Annotated in this window: 26 protein-coding genes; 15 read left to right on the top strand and 11 right to left on the bottom strand. The window is 65.0% G+C overall.

The window, feature by feature from the left end:
- Positions 1 to 31: 31 nt before the first annotated feature.
- The 5 genes from BI344_RS14955 to hda all read right to left on the bottom strand — a co-directional run bounded on the left by BI344_RS14955 (position 32) and on the right by hda (position 3,858).
- On the bottom strand, positions 32 to 463 hold the full coding sequence (locus BI344_RS14955) for a flagellar basal body-associated FliL family protein (RefSeq protein ID WP_071113681.1): 432 nt from the start codon (positions 461 to 463) through the stop codon (positions 32 to 34).
- On the bottom strand, positions 460 to 1,395 hold the full coding sequence (locus BI344_RS14950) for a Nudix family hydrolase (RefSeq protein ID WP_071113680.1): 936 nt from the start codon (positions 1,393 to 1,395) through the stop codon (positions 460 to 462). Before BI344_RS14950 ends, BI344_RS14955 begins: the two co-directional genes overlap by 4 nt.
- Positions 1,396 to 1,441: 46 nt before the next feature.
- The gene (locus tag BI344_RS14945; protein ID WP_071113679.1) at positions 1,442 to 2,323 is read right to left on the bottom strand and encodes an ATP-binding protein; all 882 of its coding nucleotides are present in this window, start codon (positions 2,321 to 2,323) and stop codon (positions 1,442 to 1,444) included.
- A gap of 171 nt (positions 2,324 to 2,494) precedes the next feature.
- Positions 2,495 to 3,187 (bottom strand): histidinol-phosphatase, encoded by a 693-nt coding sequence (locus BI344_RS14940; RefSeq protein ID WP_071113678.1) that lies wholly within the window; start codon positions 3,185 to 3,187, stop codon positions 2,495 to 2,497.
- The gene (gene hda, locus BI344_RS14935; protein WP_071113677.1) at positions 3,184 to 3,858 is read right to left on the bottom strand and encodes a DnaA regulatory inactivator Hda; all 675 of its coding nucleotides are present in this window, start codon (positions 3,856 to 3,858) and stop codon (positions 3,184 to 3,186) included. Before hda ends, BI344_RS14940 begins: the two co-directional genes overlap by 4 nt.
- 237 nt (positions 3,859 to 4,095) lie before the next feature.
- Between hda and purM the strand changes: the two genes are divergently transcribed.
- The 11 genes from purM to BI344_RS24595 all read left to right on the top strand — a co-directional run bounded on the left by purM (position 4,096) and on the right by BI344_RS24595 (position 14,048).
- A complete protein-coding gene (gene purM, locus BI344_RS14930; RefSeq protein ID WP_071113676.1) occupies positions 4,096 to 5,133 on the top strand; it encodes a phosphoribosylformylglycinamidine cyclo-ligase in 1,038 nt (345 codons plus the stop codon).
- Positions 5,134 to 5,228: 95 nt separating this feature from the next.
- Positions 5,229 to 5,870, top strand: a complete 642-nt coding sequence (purN, locus tag BI344_RS14925; RefSeq protein WP_071113675.1) for a phosphoribosylglycinamide formyltransferase — start codon at positions 5,229 to 5,231, stop codon at positions 5,868 to 5,870.
- On the top strand, positions 5,871 to 7,100 hold the full coding sequence (locus BI344_RS14920) for a DUF3108 domain-containing protein (protein ID WP_071113674.1): 1,230 nt from the start codon (positions 5,871 to 5,873) through the stop codon (positions 7,098 to 7,100). It abuts the gene before it with no gap.
- The gene (locus tag BI344_RS14915) at positions 7,096 to 8,349 is read left to right on the top strand and encodes an RsmB/NOP family class I SAM-dependent RNA methyltransferase (protein WP_206600406.1); all 1,254 of its coding nucleotides are present in this window, start codon (positions 7,096 to 7,098) and stop codon (positions 8,347 to 8,349) included. Before BI344_RS14920 ends, BI344_RS14915 begins: the two co-directional genes overlap by 5 nt.
- 180 nt (positions 8,350 to 8,529) lie before the next feature.
- On the top strand, positions 8,530 to 9,858 hold the full coding sequence (locus BI344_RS14910; RefSeq protein WP_206600404.1) for a chloride channel protein: 1,329 nt from the start codon (positions 8,530 to 8,532) through the stop codon (positions 9,856 to 9,858).
- Positions 9,859 to 9,929: 71 nt separating this feature from the next.
- The gene (gene grxD, locus BI344_RS14905; protein WP_071113671.1) at positions 9,930 to 10,241 is read left to right on the top strand and encodes a Grx4 family monothiol glutaredoxin; all 312 of its coding nucleotides are present in this window, start codon (positions 9,930 to 9,932) and stop codon (positions 10,239 to 10,241) included.
- 246 nt (positions 10,242 to 10,487) lie between these two features.
- Positions 10,488 to 11,120 carry a uracil phosphoribosyltransferase gene (upp, locus tag BI344_RS14900; RefSeq protein WP_071113670.1) on the top strand — a complete coding sequence of 211 codons (633 nt, stop codon included), beginning with the start codon at positions 10,488 to 10,490 and terminating at the stop codon, positions 11,118 to 11,120.
- 78 nt (positions 11,121 to 11,198) lie between these two features.
- A complete protein-coding gene (locus BI344_RS14895) occupies positions 11,199 to 11,690 on the top strand; it encodes a GNAT family N-acetyltransferase (protein WP_071113761.1) in 492 nt (163 codons plus the stop codon).
- The gene (locus BI344_RS14890; protein WP_083370233.1) at positions 11,687 to 12,328 is read left to right on the top strand and encodes a hypothetical protein; all 642 of its coding nucleotides are present in this window, start codon (positions 11,687 to 11,689) and stop codon (positions 12,326 to 12,328) included. Before BI344_RS14895 ends, BI344_RS14890 begins: the two co-directional genes overlap by 4 nt.
- A 49-nt stretch (positions 12,329 to 12,377) precedes the next feature.
- Positions 12,378 to 13,619, top strand: coding sequence for a uracil-xanthine permease family protein (locus tag BI344_RS14885; RefSeq protein WP_095210836.1), 1,242 nt, complete (start codon positions 12,378 to 12,380; stop codon positions 13,617 to 13,619).
- A 252-nt stretch (positions 13,620 to 13,871) separates the two neighbouring features.
- Positions 13,872 to 14,048, top strand: a complete 177-nt coding sequence (locus BI344_RS24595; RefSeq protein WP_167359402.1) for a hypothetical protein — start codon at positions 13,872 to 13,874, stop codon at positions 14,046 to 14,048.
- Between the two features lie 62 nt (positions 14,049 to 14,110).
- On the opposite strand, the gene BI344_RS14880 is transcribed toward BI344_RS24595, so the two are convergent.
- Positions 14,111 to 15,010, bottom strand: a complete 900-nt coding sequence (locus BI344_RS14880; RefSeq protein ID WP_071113668.1) for a LysR family transcriptional regulator — start codon at positions 15,008 to 15,010, stop codon at positions 14,111 to 14,113.
- A gap of 178 nt (positions 15,011 to 15,188) precedes the next feature.
- On the opposite strand from BI344_RS14880, the gene BI344_RS24590 reads away from it, so the two are divergent.
- The gene (locus BI344_RS24590; protein ID WP_193430992.1) at positions 15,189 to 15,347 is read left to right on the top strand and encodes a hypothetical protein; all 159 of its coding nucleotides are present in this window, start codon (positions 15,189 to 15,191) and stop codon (positions 15,345 to 15,347) included.
- 73 nt (positions 15,348 to 15,420) lie between these two features.
- Here the strand turns inward: BI344_RS24590 and BI344_RS14875 are convergent, their stop codons facing one another.
- The 4 genes from BI344_RS14875 to BI344_RS14860 all read right to left on the bottom strand — a co-directional run bounded on the left by BI344_RS14875 (position 15,421) and on the right by BI344_RS14860 (position 17,762).
- Positions 15,421 to 15,939 (bottom strand): GNAT family N-acetyltransferase, encoded by a 519-nt coding sequence (locus tag BI344_RS14875; RefSeq protein WP_071113667.1) that lies wholly within the window; start codon positions 15,937 to 15,939, stop codon positions 15,421 to 15,423.
- Positions 15,936 to 16,400 (bottom strand): GNAT family N-acetyltransferase, encoded by a 465-nt coding sequence (locus tag BI344_RS14870; protein WP_071113666.1) that lies wholly within the window; start codon positions 16,398 to 16,400, stop codon positions 15,936 to 15,938. Before BI344_RS14870 ends, BI344_RS14875 begins: the two co-directional genes overlap by 4 nt.
- Positions 16,397 to 16,921, bottom strand: a complete 525-nt coding sequence (locus BI344_RS14865; protein WP_071113665.1) for a GNAT family N-acetyltransferase — start codon at positions 16,919 to 16,921, stop codon at positions 16,397 to 16,399. Before BI344_RS14865 ends, BI344_RS14870 begins: the two co-directional genes overlap by 4 nt.
- Positions 16,922 to 17,015: 94 nt before the next feature.
- A complete protein-coding gene (locus BI344_RS14860) occupies positions 17,016 to 17,762 on the bottom strand; it encodes an AraC family transcriptional regulator (protein WP_083370232.1) in 747 nt (248 codons plus the stop codon).
- A 95-nt stretch (positions 17,763 to 17,857) separates the two neighbouring features.
- On the opposite strand from BI344_RS14860, the gene BI344_RS14855 reads away from it, so the two are divergent.
- The 3 genes from BI344_RS14855 (at position 17,858) to BI344_RS14845 (ending at position 19,535) form a co-directional block, all read left to right on the top strand.
- Positions 17,858 to 18,199, top strand: a complete 342-nt coding sequence (locus BI344_RS14855) for a DUF7709 family protein (protein WP_071113664.1) — start codon at positions 17,858 to 17,860, stop codon at positions 18,197 to 18,199.
- Between the two features lie 78 nt (positions 18,200 to 18,277).
- The gene (locus tag BI344_RS14850; protein ID WP_071113758.1) at positions 18,278 to 18,829 is read left to right on the top strand and encodes a hydrolase; all 552 of its coding nucleotides are present in this window, start codon (positions 18,278 to 18,280) and stop codon (positions 18,827 to 18,829) included.
- A gap of 376 nt (positions 18,830 to 19,205) precedes the next feature.
- Positions 19,206 to 19,535 (top strand): DUF2322 family protein, encoded by a 330-nt coding sequence (locus BI344_RS14845; RefSeq protein WP_083370231.1) that lies wholly within the window; start codon positions 19,206 to 19,208, stop codon positions 19,533 to 19,535.
- A gap of 6 nt (positions 19,536 to 19,541) precedes the next feature.
- Here BI344_RS14845 and BI344_RS14840 read toward each other — a convergent pair whose 3' ends face one another.
- On the bottom strand, positions 19,542 to 20,852 hold the full coding sequence (locus BI344_RS14840) for an anaerobic C4-dicarboxylate transporter family protein (RefSeq protein WP_071113662.1): 1,311 nt from the start codon (positions 20,850 to 20,852) through the stop codon (positions 19,542 to 19,544).
- Positions 20,853 to 20,866 lie beyond the last annotated feature (14 nt).

Here is a 20,866-nt window from a genome sequence, read left to right as displayed (position 1 = left end):
GCGAGGGAGCTTTTTTCATTGCAGCCAACGCCTACCTGACGTTGAACGGCAGGCTATAGGCCGCCTCGCCCACCTTCACCTCGGCCACCCAGCGGCGGCTGCCGCTGACGCACATCGGCAGGATCACCTGGGCCTTCCAGCCAGCGCCCTCGCGGACAAAGGTATAGCGGTTGAAGCCCATGTCCATTTCCGGCATGGCGAAATCCACCGTCGGCGCGGCGCCGCCCGTCACGCCCTCCAGCCTCACCTCGAACGGCTGGCCGTGTTGCGGCGGCGAGACGAAGCGCAAACTACCGCCGCCCGGCAAGGCGCAGGCGCCGCGGCCCATGGCGCAGGCCAGGGCCTGCGGTTTGGGCTTCGACTGCTTGTTGTGCAGATACCAGTAGATCAGACCCGCCTTAACCGCCGCCAGCGCGATCAGCGCCACGCCTATGATCAACCACTTGCGCTGCTGCCGGTTCATCGCCAGGCTCCGCGCATCAAGGCCACGCCGTGCGCGCCGTGCTCGCGCGCGATGGGCAGATCATCCGCAGCCAGACCGCCCAGCGCGTACACCGGCAACGGCACGTCGCCCGCCAGACAGCCGGTGAAGCCGTCCCAAGCCAAGGGCGCATGGCCCGGATGGCTGGCGGTCGCGGCCACATGGCCCAGTAACGCGTAATCCAGGCCCAGTTCCCCCGCGCGCAGCAACTCGGCCTGGCTATGGATCGACGCGCCCACCCAGGCAAAATCAGGCCGCCGCTCGCACGCGGCCAAGCGCGCGCCGTTCAAGTGCGCGCCATCCACCGGCCAACCCGCCAGCCAGGCCGGATCGGCGTTCACCAGCAGCTTGCCGCCGCGCGGCCGGACGATGGCGGCGGCGCGGGCGACAAAATCGGCAAGCTCGTCCCGCACCATCTGCGGTTCGCGCACCTGCACCATCGCCCAGTCGCGCTCGGCGAGCTTCTGCAATTGCGCCGCCACGCCGATCTCATGCGCGCAAGTGATCGCGTAATGCGGCGGCAGTTCCAACGACTTCAGGATGGGGCCGTTGGCCGGCAACATCGGCGCCACCGTGTAGCGGCCGGGCAGTTGCCAGGCGAAAGACTGGCCCTCCCGCGGCTGCGGCTCGCCCTGCCAGTCCCAGATGCGGAAAAAGCGCAGATGCACCGAGGCGTGCTCGTAATGGTGGGTCTTGGTCAGCCACGGCGTGGCATCGGTGACAGCTATGCCCATCTCCTCGACGAACTCGCGCTTAAGCGCCTGCAGCGCCGTCTCCCCCGCCTCCACCTTGCCGCCGGGAAACTCCCAATAGCCGGCATAGGGCTTGCCTTCGGGCCGGCTGCCCAGCATGAAACCGCCGTCCGCCCGCATCAACGCGCCGGCCACTACTTCAATGATCTTGCTGCCCGTCATATTCCGTCGTCTCTGTGGGCCGCCGCATCGCGGCCGCCCGGTTGCGTCACTTGCCAGCCTTGTCCTTGCGCCGCGCCAGGCGCTCGCTGCCGGCCCAGTGGCAGGCGAACTGCCAGGCCACCCGGCCGGAACGGCTGCCGCGCGACAGGCTCCACTGCAACGCCGCCCGCTCGGCGCGATCGCCGTATTTCAGGCCGAAATGGCCCAGCCACTGCCGCACCGCCGCCAGATAGCCGTCCTGGTCGAACGGGTAGAAGGACAGCCACAGGCCAAAGCGGTCGGATAGCGACACTTTCTCCTCCACCGCCTCGCCCGGGTGGATCTCGCCATCCTTCAGCCAGCCTTCGCGATTGTCGGCCATCTGCTCCGCCAGCAAGTGGCGGCGGTTGGAAGTGGCATACACCAGCAGGTTGTCGCAACGGCGCGAGAGGCCGCCGTCCAGCGCGCTTTTCAACGCCTTGTAGCCAGCGTCGCCGGCTTCGAACGACAGGTCGTCGCAATACAGGATGAAGCGCTCCGGACGCCCCGCCACCAGTTCCACCAGCTGCGGCAGGTCGGCCAGGTGCTCGCGCTCGATCTCGATCAGCCTCAGCCCCTCGGCGGCGAACAGCGGCAGCAACGCTTTCACCAGCGAGGACTTGCCGGTGCCGCGCGCGCCGGTCAGCAACACGTTGTTGGCCGGCAGGCCGGCGACGAACTGGCGGGTGTTGGCCAGCAGCTGCTCGCGCTGGCTGTCCACCTGGGTCAGCCGCGCCAGCTCCACCGTGTGCGGATCGCGCACCGCCTCCAGCCAGCCGGCCAGGCCCTGGCGGCGCCAGCGGAAGGCCTGGCCTCTCCAGTCCGGCTCGCGCCCGGGCGGCGGCAGCATAGGCTCCAGCCGGGTCAGCACCGCCTCGGCGCGGCGCAGGAAATCCTGCATGGCATCCATCATGCTTTCCTTTCAGATGGCAAAACAGCCTGCGGCAAAGCACAGGCTGCGAAGATCCACTCAGAACACAAACGGCGGACAAGGCGCTCGAGGCAAAAGCCGCAGCCGCAGACAGTACAAATCGTACGGCAAGGCGGCGCAACGCAGCATCGAATGCTTGGTCCGACGCGATTAATCGCGCAGGGAGATCACCGGCCAGCCATGTTCCTCGGCGTAGGCGCGGAGCTTGTCGTCCGGGTCCACCGCCACCGGCTTGTCCACTAGCTTCATCAGCGGCAGGTCGTTGTGCGAATCGCTGTAGAAGTAGCTGGCGGCATAGCTGTCCCAGCTTTCGCCGCGCTCGGCCAGCCACTGCTCGATGCGGGTGATTTTGCCTTCCTTGAAGCTCAGCACTCCGGTGGGACGGCCGGTGAAATTGCCGTCGGCGTCTTCTTCCAGCTCGATGGCGATCAGGTGCTCCACACCCAGATCGCGGGCGATGGGGCCGGTGATGAAGCGGTTGGTGGCGGTGATGATGACGATCTGGTCGCCCTCGGCCGCATGCGCCGCCAAGCGCTGCCGCGCCTTGGCCGGGATCAGCGGCTTGATGTGGTTTTCCAGGTAGTCGGCGTGCAGCTCATCCAGCTGATGGCGGCTGAAGCGGGTCAACGGCGCCAGGATGAAGGCCAGGTATTCCTGCATGTCCAGCGTGCCGTTCTGGTACTGGCGGTAGAAGTAGCTGTTGCGCTCATCGTACTGGGCGGCGTCGAGAATGCCGCGCTTGATCAAAAAGCGCGGCCATTCGAAGTCGGAATCGCCGGCCAGCAGCGTGTGGTCCAGGTCGAACAGGGCGAGATTGCGTTTGGTGGGGGTGGCTGTCGTCATGATTCCGGAGTGGCGGTTTGCAAAACGTTTTTCACCAGCGGCACAGTGATCGGCCGCCGCATCGCCAGCGAGTAGCGGTCCAGCATGTCTATCATGCCGATCAGGCTGGAGAGGTCGCGCCGCCAGTGGGTGAGCAGGTAGCGGTACACATCGTCGGGAATCGACAGCTGGCGGTTGGCGGCATGGCTGCGCAGCGCGGCGAGCTTGTCGTCGTCGGACAGCGCCTTCACTTCCAGCACCAGCCCCCAGCCCATGCGGGTGCGCAGATCGTCGCGCACCGACAGCGCCATCGGCGGATTGCGCCCGGCCATCAGCAGCCGCGACTCCCCGCTCTCCTTCAGCGAGTTGTAGAAGGAGAACAGCGTGATCTGGTCGTCCGGCGCCAAGTCGTCGACATGATCCACCGCGATGAAGCTGGCCTCGCGGGCGAAATCCGGCAGGTGGCCGTCCTTGCCGTCCAGGTAGATGGCGGCGCGGCCCAACCGCTCGGCGTGGGCGATCCAGGCTTGCAGCAGATGGGTCTTGCCGCAACCAGGCTCGCCCCACAGATAGAGGAAGCGTTCGCCTTCGGTGGCGGTCAGGGCGGTGATCACTTCGCGGTTGCGCTCGGCCAGGAAATTGTCGAAGGCCGGCAGCGGCGTAGGCGTGAGATCGAGTACTAGCTGGTCCAATTTACGGTGCTGCGCTGTGTTTTGACATCAATGATCCGATTTTACGCCGATACGGCCCCCGGGTGGAACCGCCTTTTGCCGCGGCGGCGTCCATGACGACGGCACCATGGCCCGCCGCTAAAAAACGCCTGCCGCTTTTGCCAGCCTTTTCGCCAGTTTTCAGTTAAAATACAGTGCTTTCGCACCGGCGAAAGCTTGATGTAAAAATATTTCAAGTTTGCAGAAAGCGAGTTTATCTTGAATACCACGTCCCTCAGTTACCGTGATGCCGGCGTAGACATCGACGCCGGCGACGCGCTGGTCGAAAACATCAAGCCTTTTGCCAAGCGCACCATGCGCCCGGAGGTACTCGGCGGCATCGGCGGTTTCGGCGCACTGGTGGAGATTTCCAAGAAGTACCAGGAACCGGTGCTGGTATCCGGCACCGACGGCGTCGGCACCAAGCTGAAACTGGCCTTTGACTGGAACCGCCATGACACCGTCGGCATCGACCTGGTGGCGATGAGCGTCAACGACATCCTGGTGCAGGGCGCCGAGCCGCTGTTCTTCCTCGACTACTTCGCCTGCGGCAAACTGGACGTGGCGCAGGCCACCCTGGTGATCAAGGGCATCGCCGCCGGTTGCGAAATGGCCGGCTGCGCGCTGACCGGCGGCGAAACCGCCGAAATGCCTGGCATGTACCCGGCCGGCGAGTACGACCTGGCCGGTTTCGCCGTAGGCGTGGTGGAGAAAAGCAAGGTGATTTCCGGCCGCGACATCCAGCCGGGCGACGCGGTGCTGGGCCTGAAGTCCAACGGCGTGCATTCCAACGGCTACTCGCTGGTGCGCAAGATCATAGACCGCGCGCAACCGGAACTGGACGCGGCCTTCGATGACGGCAAGACGCTGCGCGACGCCATCATCGCCCCCACCCGCATCTACGTGAAGCCTCTGCTCAAGCTGATGGAAACCCTGCCGGTCAAGGGCATGGCCCATATCACCGGCGGCGGCATCACCGAAAACACCCCGCGCGTATTGCCGGAAGGCACCGTGGCGCAGATCGACGCCGCCAGCTGGCCGCTGCCCAAGCTGTTCCAGTGGCTGCAGAAGGAAGGCAATGTGGACATCCAGGAGATGTACCGCACCTTCAACTGCGGCATCGGCATGGTGGTGGTGGTGGCGGCGGAACACGCCGAGCAGGCGATGAGCGTGCTGCGCGAAGCCGGAGAAACCGTCTACCGCATCGGCGCGGTGCGCACCCGCGTCGGCGGCGAGCACCAGACCCAGATCGCGTAAAGCCCGACTCCGCATGCCATTGGCGCCGCTGGCCTTGCCGGCGGCGCTTGTCATTTGGCGCAAACCCCGCTGAACATCGATACGAAACCGGCACCATGAAAAACATCGTCATCCTGATTTCCGGCCGCGGCTCCAATATGCAGGCCATCGTCGAAGCCAAGCTTCCCGGCGCGCGCATCGCCGCGGTGATATCCAACCGTCCGGACGCGGCCGGCCTCGCCTGGGCGGCCGAGCGCGGCATCGCCGCGGTGGCGCTGGACCACAAGGCCTACGCCAGCCGCGAGGATTTCGACGCCGCGCTGGCCGCCGCGATAGACGCGCACAGCCCCGACCTGGTGGTGCTGGCCGGCTTCATGCGCATCCTCACCGCCGGCTTCACCCGCCGCTACGAAGGCCGCATGCTCAACATCCATCCGTCGCTACTGCCGGCCTTCCCTGGCCTGCACACCCACGAGCGCGCGCTGGAAATGGGCTGCAAACTGGCCGGATGCACGGTACACTTCGTCACCGCCGAGCTGGACCATGGTCCCATCGTCGCCCAGGGCGCGGTGAACGTGCTGGACGACGACACGCCGGACAGCCTGGCTGCCCGGGTGCTGAAGCTGGAACACCGGCTGTATCCGGAGGCGGTGCGCCGCTTCGCCGCCGGCGAAATCGCCATCGTGAACGGCAAGGTTGCCAGCGGCCCTGCCGCCGCGTCCTGCCTGCTGGCGCCCGAACCACTCTCACATGCATAAATGACCCGTCGCCGCCTGCTGCTGATCGCTCTCGTCCTGTCGTTCGCCCTGCACCTGCTGTTGCTGGGATCCGATCTGCTGCCGGAAATCAGCCTGCAGCCGGCGGAAACCCCCAAGCTGGAAAAAATAGACGTCAAGATGCAAGCGCTGCGGCTGGACCAACCGGAGCATAAGCCGCCGCCGGTCAGCTCCGGCGTCAGCCTGGCGCCGGCAGCGCGCCGCGCAGCCAAAAAAACGGCGGCCAAACCGAGGCCGAAACGCAAGCAGGCCGCCTCGCAAGCCGTGGCGGACAAGCAATCGGCGTCGGCTCCGGCGGAAGCGCCCGCCGCGCCGCCGATGATGGTCGCCGCGAGCTCGGAAGCCGTCGCGGAAAATACTTTGCCTCAGGCGGAGGAGCGCTCCGGCCATCACAAGGACGCGCACGCCCAGTCCAGCTCGCCCTCGCACGAGGCCGCAAGCACGGCCAAGATCAAGCCGGAAGACAAGGAAACGCCTCCGCCGAGCGGACCGACAGCCGCGGCGGAAGGTTTTATCCAGCCACCACATCCGCTGCGCAAGTTCCCCGGCGCCGCCAAGCTGACCTATGATCTTTACTTGAATAGCGGAAACGTGGGGACCGGGGTTCTAAACTGGCAACAAGGCAATGGACGCTACCGGCTGGAAACTGTCGCGACACCGAAATTCGCCCTCCGCCTGTTTACCAAGGGTTACAGTTACCGGGTGGAGGGACAGATAGGCAACAGCGGACTGCGGCCAGACAGCATGCAGTCCTTCGAGGGCGAGCAAGCGAAAGAAGAAGCCCGCTTCGACTACGCCGCCGGTTTGTTGCATTACGGTCTGCGCGGGGAGCAACAGCTCCCGCTCCAGCCCGGCGCGCAAGACATTTACAGCCTGGCTTTCCAACTGGGACTGAAAGGTGGGCAGTTAGGAGATAAGCCGCTGCAGATCACCACCGCCAAAAAAGTTTACGACTACCCGATGGCCTCCACCGGCACCTTCGACTACGACACCAACGCCGGCAAGATGCGCGTGGTGGTATTCCAGGCCAAGGGAGGCGGCGACATCACCGAATTCTGGCTGGCGCCAGATTTCGCCAACCTGCCGGTGCGCATCACACGCATCGACGACAAGAAGCGGATCGAACTACGCGCGATCCGCATAGAAATAAATGGGGCGCTGCAGTGGGAACTGCCGCCGCAACCGACAATACGGAACAAGAATGCACATTAGCCACAGCCAACTGAAACACCTGGAAACCGTCATCGGCCAGATGACCCGCTTCGACCGCCCGGCCGACGCGGTGCTGTCCGCCTATTTCCGCGAGCACAACAAGCTGGGCGGCGCCGACCGTCACCTGATCGCCGAAACCGCCTTCGGCGCGCTGCGCCGCCTGATCCAGCTGCGCGCGCTGATCGCGCCGGAAAAAGCCACGCCGCGCCGGCTGGCGCTGGTGGCGCTGATGAAGTTCAACAAGCTTAACGTCAAGGAATTGACCGAGGCCACCAGCGCCGGCGAGCGCGAGTGGCTCGGCGGCATCAAGGGCAAGGCGCTGGAGGACAGCCTGGAAATCCGCGCCGAACTGCCGCAATGGGTGATCGAGCGCCTGGGCGAACAAGAGCCGGCGGCGGTGGAAGCGCTGGGCCAGGGCCTGATGTCGATGGCGCCGCTGGACCTGCGCGTCAACACGCTGAAGATGAAGCGCGAAGAGCTGCTGGACCGCCTAAACGCCGAAGGCATCCTCTGCGAAGCCACCCCCTATTCGCCGATCGGCATCCGCCTGAAGGAAAAGCCGGCTCTGTCCAAACACGAGCTGTTCAAGGCCGGCGTGTTTGAAGTGCAAGACGAAGGCAGCCAGCTCTTGGGCCTGATCACCGGCGCGCGCCGCGGCGAAATGGTGGTGGACTTCTGCGCCGGCGCCGGCGGCAAAACGCTGCTCCTGGGCGCGCAGATGGCCTCCAGCGGCCGCCTGTACGCCTTCGACGTGTCGGAAAAGCGCTTGGCCAACTTCAAGCCGCGCCAGGCCCGCTCCGGCCTGTCCAACGTTCATCCGCAGCTGCTGTCGCACGAGAACGACGCCAAGGTGAAGCGCCTGGCCGGCAAGGCCGACCGCGTGCTGGTGGACGCGCCCTGCTCGGGCCTCGGGACCTTGCGCCGCAATCCGGACCTGAAATTCCGCCAGAGCCCGGAAAGCGTGGCCGAGCTCAACGCCAAGCAAACCTCCATTCTCGCCTCCGCCGCGCGGCTGGTGAAACAGGGCGGCCGCCTGGTGTACGCCACCTGCAGCCTGCTGCCGCAGGAAAACCAGGGCATCGTCGAAGCCTTCCTGGCCGAGCATGCCGATTTCCGCCTGGTGAAGATCGACGCAGTGCTGGCCGAGCAGAAAATCCCGCTGCAATGCGGCGACTACCTGGAACTGAAACCCCATTGGCATAATACCGACGGTTTCTTCGCCGCGGTGCTGGAACGCAGCGCCAGCTAAGCGACAAGCAGCATCCGGACACAGCCCGCCAGCTTCCAGCATGCGGGCTGTGCTCGTATCGGGCTGGCATTTATTGTACATTAGCGGTTTGTGATAATAGTCGCCGCGCGGCGACGCCACTCCCCCCGGGTCCCTAAGCCGATGCAGGATTTCCTCAGCCGCCGCACCAAACGGCAGAAAATGAACCGCCAGCTGCGCTATCTCTATCTATCCGCCGCACAGTGGCGGCGCCAGGTGCCGGTATGGATCGCCGCCATCCTGATCGGCGCGGTGGCCTACATCTTCGCGCTGGGCAGCCATCTGTCGCACGATCTGTTCTACCAGGCCTATGCCTGTTCGCCCTACTGGAGCCTGCTGATCACCCCGGCCGGGCTGGCGCTGGCCATCTGGATCATGCACCGCTTCTTTCCCGGCTCGGCCGGCGGCGGCATCCCGCAATCCATCGCCGCGCTGGAGCCCGGCATGGAAAAGCTGCGCGAATACTGTTTCACGCTGCGCGCCGCCTTCGGCAAGGTGCTGCTGACGCTGATAGGCATCAGCTCCGGCGCCACCTTCGGCTATGAAGGCCCCATCGTGCAGGTCGGCGCCGCCATCAAGTACTCGCTCAACCGCAAGGCCGCGCTGCGCCACGAAGGCGCCGCGCGCAGCTTCATCCTGGCCGGCGCCGCCGCCGGGGTGGCCGCCGCCTTCAACGCGCCGCTGGCCGGCATCGTGTTCGCCATCGAGGAGATGGGCCGCACTTTCGACATGCGCGCCAGCTCCACCATTTTGCTGTCGGTGATCGTGGCCGGCCTCACCACTTTCGCCATCCACGGCAATTACAACTATTTCGGCGTGGTGCAAGTGGCGATGGACAACAGCCAGACCTGGCTGGCCATCCCGGTATGCGGCGCGATAGGCGGCCTGATCGGCGGCCTGGCCTGCCGGGTGATGCTGGCGCTGTCGCAGCGGCTGCCCGGCCCGCTGCACGGCTGGCGCGCCAGCCATCCGATCCGCTTCGCCGCCGGCTGCGGCCTGGTATTGGCGGTGATCGGCATCGCCAGCGACGGCAGCACCTTCGGCACCGGATACTTCCGCGCCCGCGACATCATAGAGGGCCACGGCGCAGCCTTGCACGACTACGGCGTGCTCAAGCTGATCACCATGTTCGTCAGCCACATCAGCGCGGTGCCGGGCGGCATGTTCGCCCCCTCGCTGGCGGTGGGCGCCGGCTTCGGCCTCAATATGTCGCAGCTGCTGCCCTTCCTGCCGCAAACCATGGTGGTGCTGCTGGGCATGGTAGGCTTCTTCGCCGGCATGACCCGCGCGCCGATGACCGGCTTCGTGATCGTGATGGAAATGACCGACACCTCGGCGATGATCATCCCGCTGATGGCCACGGCGCTGGTGGCCGCTACCGTGTCGCGCCTGATCACCCGGCGCGCGCTGTACGAGGGCCAGGTGCGGTTGTTCCTGCCGCAGTGGCAGGCAAAGGTTAGGCAAATTGACCAGTCCGATGCTCGCACGTAGAATAACCTATTGAAAAGATCGGGTATTTGCCGGCCCGCTCAGCCGCCGGCACAACGCTAAGGATTGCAAACATGTCGATTCAACAAGATATTCAACAGACGCTCACCGCCAACACCGTGGTGCTGTTCATGAAGGGTTCCGCCCAGTTCCCGCAATGCGGCTTCTCCTCGCGCGCGGTGCAGATCCTCAAGGCCTGTGGCGTGGAAGACTTCCTGACCGTGGACGTGCTGCGCGATCCGGACATCCGCCAGGGCATCAAGGACTTCTCCAACTGGCCGACCATTCCGCAGCTGTACGTGAAGGGCGAGTTCGTCGGCGGCTCGGACATCATGTACGAGATGTTCCAAAACGGCGAACTGCAGGAGCTGCTCAAAGACCTGTAAGCACAGATCCGCAGCCTGCCACACCCACCGGCCCAGGCCGGGTGGGTCGTTTCTTGGCGACGACAACGCCGTCCCATCGTCCGCCCCCGGATTTTCCCAGTGGATTTCAGGCGGCAAGAAGCGTTAGAATATCTGCCCATACCCCCCACGGCAGCCCTGCGGCTGCCGCTGTCATATGTATTCGAAAGCTGTTTGCCATGCGAAACCCCGCGGCAAGCAGCTTTTTGCCAAGGTAGGGAGCCAGAATTGAACATCACCATCGTCGATCACCCGCTGGTACAGCACAAGCTGGGCCTGTTGCGCGAAGCGGACACCAGCACCATGAAGTTCCGCCAGCTGACCCAGGAATTGGCGCGCCTGCTCGCCTACGAGGCCACCCGCGATTTCGAATTGGAAAGCGTCACCATCGACGGCTGGTGCGGCAAGATAGACGTCAAGCAGATCAAGGGCAAGAAAGTCACCGTGGTGCCCATCCTGCGCGCCGGCATCGGCATGCTGGACGGCGTGCTGGACCTGGTGCCGTCGGCCAAGATCAGCGTGGTGGGTCTGGCCCGCAACGAAGAAACGCTGGCACCGGTATCCTACTTCGAGAAGTTCGTCGGCAATCTGGACGAGCGCATCGCCATCATCATCGACCCGATGCTGGCCACCGGAGGCTCGCTGGTCGCCACCATAGACCTGCTCAAGCGCAACGGCTGCAAGACCATCAAGGCGGTGGTGATGGTGGCCGCGCCGGAAGGCGTGCAGATCGTCAACGACGCCCACCCGGACGTGCAGATCTACGCCGCCTCGCTGGACAGCCACCTGAACGAGCACGGCTACATCATCCCGGGCCTGGGCGACGCCGGCGACAAGATTTTCGGCACCAAGCAGGTCTGATCTCCGATGCCCCCCGACACGCCGCCCGTTGCTTTTGCGACCGGCGGCGTTTTTGCAAGCGCCACGGACGCCGACATCATGCTGATACGCCAGGCTGAACCGCGGGATATCGACGCCGTCTGCCGGCTGGCCGCGCAGATCAACCGCCAGCATCACCTGGCGCTGCCCGCGCTGTTCCGGGCCGAGGCGGATGCCGCGGCCGACCGGGCTTTCTGGACCGAAGTCCTGGACGGCGATGGCAGGACCATGCTGCTGGCCGAAATCGACGGCCTGCCGGCAGGCTTCGCCACGCTGCAGCTGCTGACTCCATCCCTGCCCTTCCTGCTGCCGCGCCGCATCTGCAAGCTGAACACCCTGGTGGTGGACGAGGCGCGCCGCCGCGCTGGCGTCGGCTCGGCGCTGCTGCGCGCCGCCAAGGACTGGGCGCGCGCCAGCCAGGCGGACGAAATCCGGCTGGAAGTGATGCAGTTCAACCAGGCCGCGCAAGGCTTCTATGCCCGCCACGGCATGGCCGCGCAGTCGCAAATTCTCAGCACGCCTCTCTTCGCCCGCGAAGGAGCCGCAGAATGATGGACCGCTACGCCCAGATCGACGCCGATTTTCTCGCCCGCTTCCCTGGCGGCTTCCAAGACCCGGACTGGCTGGCGCTCGCGCGCAAGCATAAAAGCTACGCCAAGGCCGAGGCGCTGTGCCAGCGCGAATTGAGCCGCGACAAGCTGGATGCGGCGCTGGCCAGCGGCAAGCTGGCGGAAGTCACCCAGGCCTGTCGCCAGATCATCTCGCTGGCCACCACGGTCAGCACTTTCGAGAAAATCGCCTTCCGCAACTACATGGACTATCGCGATCTGAACCTGCCCTTCGTCGAGTCGCTGCGCGGCGCGCTGCACGACTTCGGCCCGGACAGTTTCGCCGCCTACGTCGAAACGCTGCGCCTGGCGCGCAACGACCCCAAGGCCAACGCCGGCAAATGGCCGATCGTCAGCTGCTTCCTGGCCTGCTTCGATCCGCAGTTCCACGTTTGCGTCAAGCCGACGACGGTCAAGAAGGTGGCGGCGCGGCTGGGGGTGGACATCCATTACCAGGCCACGCCCGGCTTCGAGTGCTATCAGGCGGTGCGGCAGATGGTGCTGGATTTCAAACGGCGCAGCGGCGTGGCAGCCGATGTCGACAACACGCTGGCGCAAGCGGTGATGTATTGCACCGTGTAAGCCCAAAAGCTTTGAACAAGAGACTCACCACAAGGAAACACCAATCATGATGCAACAACTGAAGCTGGCGGTGTCCGGCGCCCAGATCCTGTTCGTCGCCTTCGGCGCGCTGGTGCTGGTGCCGCTGCTCACCGGCCTGAACCCGGCGATGGCACTGCTGGGCGCCGGCATCGGCACCCTGCTGTTCCAGGTCTGCACCGGGCGCCAGGTGCCGATTTTCCTCGGCTCCTCGTTCGCTTTTATCGGCCCCATCATCTATTCCATCCACACCTGGGGCCAGGGTGCCACCATGTTCGGCCTGTTCGCCGCCGGCTTCATGTATTTCGTCTTCGCCGCCATCGTGCGCTGGCGCGGCATGGCGCTGGTGAACACGCTGCTGCCGCCGGTGGTGATCGGCCCGGTGATCATGATCATCGGCCTGAGCGTCGCCACCGCCGCCTCCGGCATGGCGATGGGCCAGGCCGGCGGCAAACAGCTGCTGCCGTATGAAACTTCGCTGCTGCTGGCGGCCATCTCGCTGGCCACCACCATCATCGTCTCCATCTACGCCCGCGGCATGTTCAAGCTGGTGCCCATCCTGGCCGGCGTGATCGTCGGCTACATCGCCGCCGCGTTCATGGGCGCAGTGGATTTCGCCAAGCTGGCCGACGCGCCCTGGCTGGCGCTGCCCGCCTTCCACAGCCCGGAAGTCAACTGGGCGGCGGCGGCTTTCATGCTGCCGGTGGCCATCGCCCCGGCCATCGAGCACATCGGCGGCGTGATGGCGATAGGCGGCGTCACCGGCAAGGACTACACCAAGAGCCCCGGCCTGCACCGCACGCTGGCCGGCGACGGCCTGGGCGTGTGCGTGGCCGGCCTGATCGGCGGCCCGCCGGTGACCACCTACGCCGAAGTAACCGGCGCGGTGATGATCACCCGCAACTTCAACCCGGTGACCATGACCTGGGCGGCGGTCTTCGCCATCGCGATGGCCTTCTTCGGCAAATTCAACGCGCTTTTGCAGTCCATCCCGATGCCGGTGATGGGCGGCATCATGGTGCTGCTGTTCGGCACCATCGCCTCCATCGGCCTGAAGACCCTGATTGAAGCCAAGGTGGATCTGATGGAGCCACGCAATCTGGTGATCATTTCGGTGGTGCTCACCGCCGGCATCGGCGGCCTGACGCTGAAGCTGGGCGATTTCGCGCTGGCCGGCGTCGGCCTGTGCTCCTTGCTGGCCATAGGCCTCAATCTGATCCTGCCGCGCCGCGCCGCCAGCCACGACGGCATCGTCGAAGGCCAGGACATCTAGCACGGCGGCGGCTACCGCCCATGGAGCCGCCGCATTGTCATAAAGCCAGCATGCTTGCAAGACGATGATTCTAAAAAGATGTTTGCAATTGCACACATGTCAAAACCTCTGACACTGTCTACACTGCAATCAGCGCCTCAGCCCCGAGGCTGCGGCGCCGATGACCGGAGCCAAACTGCTGCCCAACCTAGCTTCATCTGCCCACAGCGGCTTGACGCGGCCTAATTCCAAGTTAGCGATAAGGATAAAGCCATGTTGAAGACCATAATCGCCAGTTCCCTGTCCCTTCTGCTACTTTCCGCATCGGCGCTGGCCGGCAGCGACGGCCTGTCGGTGATGTGGGCGATGCGCGGACGGATGGACGCCCAATTGCACAACCAGCCGGCGCCCACGGTGCCGCAGTTCAACTCCATCCCCTCAGACCGCTGAGTCCCCGCATTGCGCACGCCGCCTGCCGCCAAACCGCGGCAGGCGTTTTCATACCTGCCGGATCAGATGGTCAGCTCCCGCTCCGCCACCGCCCGCTCCAGCCGCTGGATAAACCACTGCAAGGCCCGGCCCGGCTGCTCCAGCCGCCAGGCGAAGCACATCGGCGGAAAGCTGCCGTTTTCCTCTTCCTCCTTTTCCACCAGCTGGCCGCTGTCCAACCAGGGCTGTACATGCGAGCGCGGCAGATGGCCGCTGCCCAGCCCGGCCAGAATGGCCTTGAGCTTGGCCTGGCTGCTGTGCACGGTCAGCACCTGCTGTCCCTCCAGCAGGCCGCCGGTGCGCGCCGGCAAGCGGCGCGAAGTGTCTCCCACCGCCACCGCGCGGTGGCGGCGCAGCGCATGCGGCGGCAAGGGATTGGGCGCATCGGCCAGCGGATGCCCGGCAGCCACCACCAGCGCGAAATTGTAATCGCCGATATTGCGGGTGAAATAGTCCCCCGGCGGCGGCTGGTTGGGCGCGCCTATCACCAGATCGGCGCGGTCGTCGTACAAGGCGTCCCAGATGCCGCCGAAGCTTTCGCGGATGAAATGCAGCCGGGTATCGGACTGCAAGCGGTCGAAATCGGCGATGGACGGCAGCAATTGCTCGAAACCGACCAGATCCCCAACTACGATCCGCAGCTTGTCTTCCCAGCCCTGAGCCTGCTTGCTTACCCTAAGCTCCAGCTGGCGGGCCGCATCCAGCAAGTGGCGGCCGTCGCGCAGCAGCCTCTCGCCGGCAGGCGTCAGCCTGGCGCGGTGGCCGCTGCGGTCGTAGATCGCCACGCCCAGCCCCTGCTCCAGCTTCTGGATGGTATAGGTCAAGGCCGACGGCACCTTGAACAGCGCCTCCGCCGCCGCCGCGAAACTGCCGTGCTGTTCAATAGCGTCCAGCACCTGCAAAGCTTCCAAAGTCAGTTTCACTACGCGTCCTTATTCAATTTTTTTGAATACTTTGTTCGGTTCTTTCCGATTTTATCGCGCCCTTTCCGGGAATAGAATGGCATCCGTAGCAAGACACCAGCAAAAAGCCCAAAGCAGACATCAATATTTTTGATGCATAACCATTTGCTGGAAGCACACACTGATAAAGGAAACCGCCATGCTGAAACAAACCACCCTTGCCGCCCTGTCCCTGATCCTGTTGTCCGGCGCCGCCATGGCCGGCAGCGACGGCTACGCCAATATGAAGGCAATGCGCGACCGCATGGCCGCCGAGCAGACCCAGCAAGCCCCGGCCCAAGCCCCGGCGCAAAAATAAGCGCCGCCTCCCGCCGGTAAAAGAACAGCGCCGTGAGCCAGCAGGCTCACGGCGCTGTTTTGCGTCCGGCCTGTCAGTTTCCCGCCAGGCCACCTGGACGCAGGCGCCCCATCAGCACGCTGTCCTCGTAAACGCCGTTGCGCAAGGAATGGGCCTTCATCCGCACTTCCTCGACAAAACCGAACTTGCGGTACAAGGCCTGCGCCTGCAGATTGTCGGCGTACACCGTCAGTTCGATGCGCGCGAGGCCCAGCCAGTTGTCGGCCAGATCCATCAACGCCGCCATCAGCGCGCTGCCGACGCCCCTGCCCTGCCAGTTGCGGCCCACGATGATGCCCAACCCGGCGATATGGCCCAAACGCGGCTCATCCAGCCGCCACAAGCCGGCATGACCGAGCACCTCGCCGGATGCGGATTCGCAGATCAACTGCCAGCGCCCGGGCCGCAGCAGATGATGGATATTGCGCTCCAGGCTTTGCTGCGACAGATGAGGGAGCTGCAAGGTGTTGCCATAGACACTGTCATCCCTCATCAACTCGCTCAGCGCGGCGGCATCAGCCGCCTCCAGATGGCGGATGCGGTAATCGCTCATGGCCTTTCCCCTTGCGCACCGCGCAGGCGCGCCATCGCCAAAACGTCGTGATACTCGCCATCCCGCAGCGCGTAGGCGCGCCGATTGTCGGCGAATACCGTCAGTTCCACCCGGCGAATGCCGACCCAATGGTCGGCCAAATCGAGCAAGGCCGCCAGCAAGGCGCTGCCCACGCCGCGGCCTTGCCAGTCGCGGTGCACGCCGATGCCCAGCTCCGCTGTGCTCAGCAAGCGTTCGCGCTCGGCCGGAATCAGCGTCGCGGTCCCCACAAGCCCGACGTCCCCGCTCAGCGCCACCAGTTGTTGCGCGGCTCCATCCTGCGCGAGCATCCTCTCCTTGCGCTCATGCAGCGATGGATAAGGCAGGCCCAGCATGGTGCCGAAAGTGGCGGCATCGCTCATCATCTCGTGAACGGCCCCGGCGTCGGACGGCGCCAGATGGCGAATGGAGTAAGCGTTCATGATGCCGCTCTCGCTGGCCAGTTGAGCCTGGCCATCACCAGCACGTCCTCCAGCTTGCCGGCGCGCAGCTGCTCCTGGCGCATCCTGCCCTCGTATTCGAAGCCGAATTTCTCGTACAGCGCGATGGCGCGGGCGTTGTCGTGTATCACCTTCAGCTCGATGCGGATCAAGCCCAGCCAGTTGTCGGCCATGTCGGTGATCGCCCGCATCAAGGCCGATCCCACACCCTTGCCCTGCCAGTCGTCATGCACCACCAGGAACAGGCTGGCGCTGTGGCGGATGCGCGGCCTGTCATTGACGATCAATCCGCCATTGCCCGCCACTTCGCCGTCGGCGGCACAGGCCACCAGGCTGTGGATATTGGCCGGCTTCTCCTGCAACTGCTTTTCAGTGACCGCCAGCGATTGATAAGGCAGCTGCAAAGTATTGGGAAATACGCCGGGCGCGGTCTTGATGCGGTGCAGCGCGGCGGCGTCGGACGGCTCGATCGAACGGATCAGATAAGCTTGGGCTTGGGACATGATGGTCTCCGAGAGCTGGTGGGCGCCGGCGGGATCGCCGCGAGGCCCGGCAGACCATCATGCCAAATAATTATTGTGCATAGCAATATAATTTTCAGTCCGACAAAAACCGTCCCGGCGTGCCGCCGAAGCAGCGGCGGAAGGCGACGATGAAGGCGCTGCAGTCGCAATATCCCAATTCCAGCGCGCAGAAACTCACCGAACGCCCTTCAGCCAGCAGCGCCTGCGCCCGCATCATGCGCAGCCGCTCGCGCCATTCGCCCACTCCCAGGCCGGTTTCCGCGCGAAAATGGCGGATCAGGCTGCGGCGCGACATGCCGATATGCTCGGCCCAGCGCTGCAGATCCCAATCCCGCGCCGGTTCCGCCTGCAAGGCCTGCGCCAGCTGACGCAAGGCCGGATGCCGCGGCCACGGCAGGCTGGATGGATACGGTTCCGCCCAAGCCAGCTCATCGCCCAGCACCTGCAATAGCCGCGCCGCAGCGGCCTCGTCGGCCTGCTCGGGCCAGGCGGCCAGACGCCGGAATATCCCCTCCAGCAGCGGCGTGCCGCCCCATGCCTGCAGCTGTGCTGGCAGCGCCGCCGGCAAGCCGCTGTCCAGCTCCAGGCTCCAGCCATGCAAATCGCCATGGTAATGCGCGCCATGCGGCAGGCGGGGCGGAATCCAGCCCAGGCACCCCATCGGCATCAACATGCGCCGGTCCGCCGCCGCCAGCTCCAGCGCGCCGCGGCAGACCAAAGCCAGCTGGCCGCCAGCATGCGCGTGCATGGCGGTGTGATCGCCGGCTCGCCGTTTGAGAACCGTCAATCGGACTCCCACCATCGGATGGCTCTGTTCCATCACTGGCCCTTTTTCAATATATATTGGCACTCTATATAAAGCGTGCCGATGGCGCCAGCGCGATACTGGCCACTCCCCAGACAAGGAGCCAGACCATGAGCCAAAACGCCCAAACCATCGACCATACCGGCGAGCTCGCCGCCATCAACAGCAAGGTCATCGCCGACGGCGAAACCCTGCCCGCGGTGAAGCTGCGCGACGGCAGCACGGTGCAGACCGGCACCGTCGCCGCCATGCTGGTCAATATCGCCGCCTACAATCAGGGCGAGCGCGGCGAGGTGGAGCGCCAGCTGCAGCTGGCTATTCCCACGCTGATCAAGGTGGGCTTGTTCCAGCTATTCCCGGCGGAGGAGTGGATACGCGGCGACAATCCCGGCCGCACGCTGCTGGGCGAGATGACCGAGCGCTATCTGGCCGACCAGGCAAGCAACACATGAGCATATCCCGTCCGCGATAAGGATGCCGCCAGCCGACAATGGCGCTAAGCTGGCGGCTTGACTCAACCGGAGCTGATCATGCTGATGCAAAAACAGGACGCCGCCCTGCTGGTGGTCGACATCCAGGAAAAGTTGCTGCCGGCGGTGTACGACGCCGACGGCCTGCTGCAACGCAGCCGCTGGCTGGTGCAAGCGGCGCGCGACCACGAACTGCCCATTGTGTTTTCCGAGCAATACCCGCGCGGCCTGGGCGGCACGGTGGCGGCACTGCGCGAGGCCGCGCCGCAAGCGCCGGTGGTGGACAAGCTGCACTTCTCCTGCGTGGCAGCCGGCTGCCTGCCGCCCCAGTTGCTGGCTAAACGCCAGATCATAATCTGCGGCATGGAGGCGCACGTTTGCGTGCTGCAGACGGCGCTGGAGCTGCTGGAGACCGGCAAGCAGGTATTCGTGGCGGCGGACGCGGTATCCAGCCGCAAGGCTTCCGACGTCGAGCTGGCGCTGGCGCGGATGCGCGCGGCCGGAGCGGCGATAGTCAGCCGCGAGATGGTGTTGTTCGAACTGCTGCGCCAGTCAGGCGGCGATCATTTCAAACAGATGAGCCAACGCTACCTGATGGGCGAGCAGCCTTAGCCGGCGGGCCGGAAATGAAGCGGGGTTGTCGAAGCTTACCTCTTCGACAACCCCGTTCCAATGGCGGCTGAGCCGCTCTCATCCTCCCCTTTGCAGACTGGCGCTGTGGACCTTGCGGCCCCGCTCGCTTGCATGCCTTCTACTCAGCAAACACCGTGCCAGCCGCAAAGCGCTTGAAAAGACCGTTTCAAACGGAGATATTCAAGGTCAGCCGGTCAAAATCGCACCAAATTAGTGCAAGACAATGCCGGCCGGCACCAAACTGAAACATAAATTAACATTTACTGTCACACAAATGGCAACTACGTACTAGAACTGTCATGTTTCGCCCTTATTCTCATCCACTGCAGTCGCAAACATAACAAGGAGAATGACCATGGCCACCTTCCAGGAACAGCTGTCCACCCTGCCCGCCACCGACGACATCGCCGCCATCGTGCTGCTGAACCCGGCAGGCGAAGCCGTGCACCGGCTGGAAAACCAGCCGGGCACCGCCGGCTCGCTGCGCGTCTACCACGCGCTGGTGAAGCGCCATGGCCATATCGACCGCAAGGCCGCCCGCGAAGGGCTGGAACTGTTCGCCGAACACACCGCCGCCGCCCGCGCGGTGCCGGGCAGCCATCCCAATATCGACCGCCTGCTGGCCATCGCCGAAGACAACGCCCCCGGCCTGCGCGCGCGCGTGGTGCTGGCCAGCGAAAGCTGATTCCGCTCAGCGCAGCGCCTGCAGCGCGAAACCGGCCGCGATCGACACCGTGGTGGTCACCAGGCCCGGCAGGATGAAGCTGTGGTTGAACACCCAGCGGCCGATGCGGGTGGTGCCGGTGTAGTCCATCTCCACCGCCGCGATGATGCTGGGGTAGCTTGGCAGCACATACACCCCCACCACCGCCGGATAGATTGCGATCAACAGCGGCGGCGCCAGTCCCAACGACACCCCCAACGGCATCATTACCTTGGTGGTCGCCCCCTGGCTGAACAGGATCACCGCCATGGTGAACACCGCGCAGGCGAACAGCCACGGCGCGGCATGGACAATGCTGACGATATTGTGCTGGAACAGCGGCAGATTGGCCTGGATGAAGGTATCGCTCATCCAGGCCGCGCCCAGGATGGTCACCGCCGCCACCGCGCCGGATCGGAACATGCCGCCGGCCGCCATGGCATGCAGATCGGCCTTGCACACCATCATCGCCAGCGCGGCGTAGCCCAGCATGCACATCTGGATCACGTCCACCATCGCCACCGGCTCCATGCCATGCGCCCCGGGCCAGGCCGGCCGCAACTGCGGCAGCGCCGCCAGCAACACAATCAGCGCCACCGTGGCGAGAAAACCATACACCGACCAGGCGGCGGTTCTCGGCAACCCCTGCGCGTCCGCAGCCGGATCCGGCCGCGCGAGGCCGTCCGCAAGCCGCTGCCGGTAAACCGGGTCGCCGGCCAGTTCGCGGCCATAGCGCAGCATCGTCAGGCCGCCAGCCAAGGTGCCGAGCAAAGTGGCCGGAATGCTGATCATGATGATGTCGGTGAGCGCGACGCCGTGCGGCGCCAGCACGGCGGCCAGCGCGACCGTGGCGGCCGATACCGGACAGGCGACGATAGCGTTCTGCGAAGCCACGGTCAGGCCGGCCAGCGGCCGCTCCGGCCGGATGCCGGTTTTCTCCGCCACCTCCACCACGATGGGCATCAAGGCCAAAGCGATGAAGCCGGTGCCGGCCAGAAAGGTGGACAACCAACCCACCAGCGGCGCCAACAGCACGATGTGGCGCGGACTGCGTCGGAGGAAACGCGCAGCCAGCGCCACCATGTAGTCCAACCCCCTGGCCGACTGCAGCGCGGCGGAGGCGGTGATCACCGAGATGATGATCAGGATCACGTCTATCGGGGCATGGCCGGGCTTGAGGCCGAAGCCGAAGGTGAGGATGAACAGACCCGCGCCGCCGGTGACGCCCAGGCCGATCCCGCCCATGCGCACGCCGATGAAAATGGCGCCCAGCACCACCAGAAGTTGCAGATAAACCATGAGACGGCTCGTTG

Origin of the sequence: Chromobacterium sphagni (assembly GCF_001855555.1) — a bacterium.
Taxonomy (GTDB): Bacteria; Pseudomonadota; Gammaproteobacteria; order Burkholderiales; family Chromobacteriaceae; genus Chromobacterium; species Chromobacterium sphagni.
The sequence above is the reverse complement of the archived record's forward strand: the minus strand, read 5'-3'. Positions and strand labels throughout refer to the sequence as shown.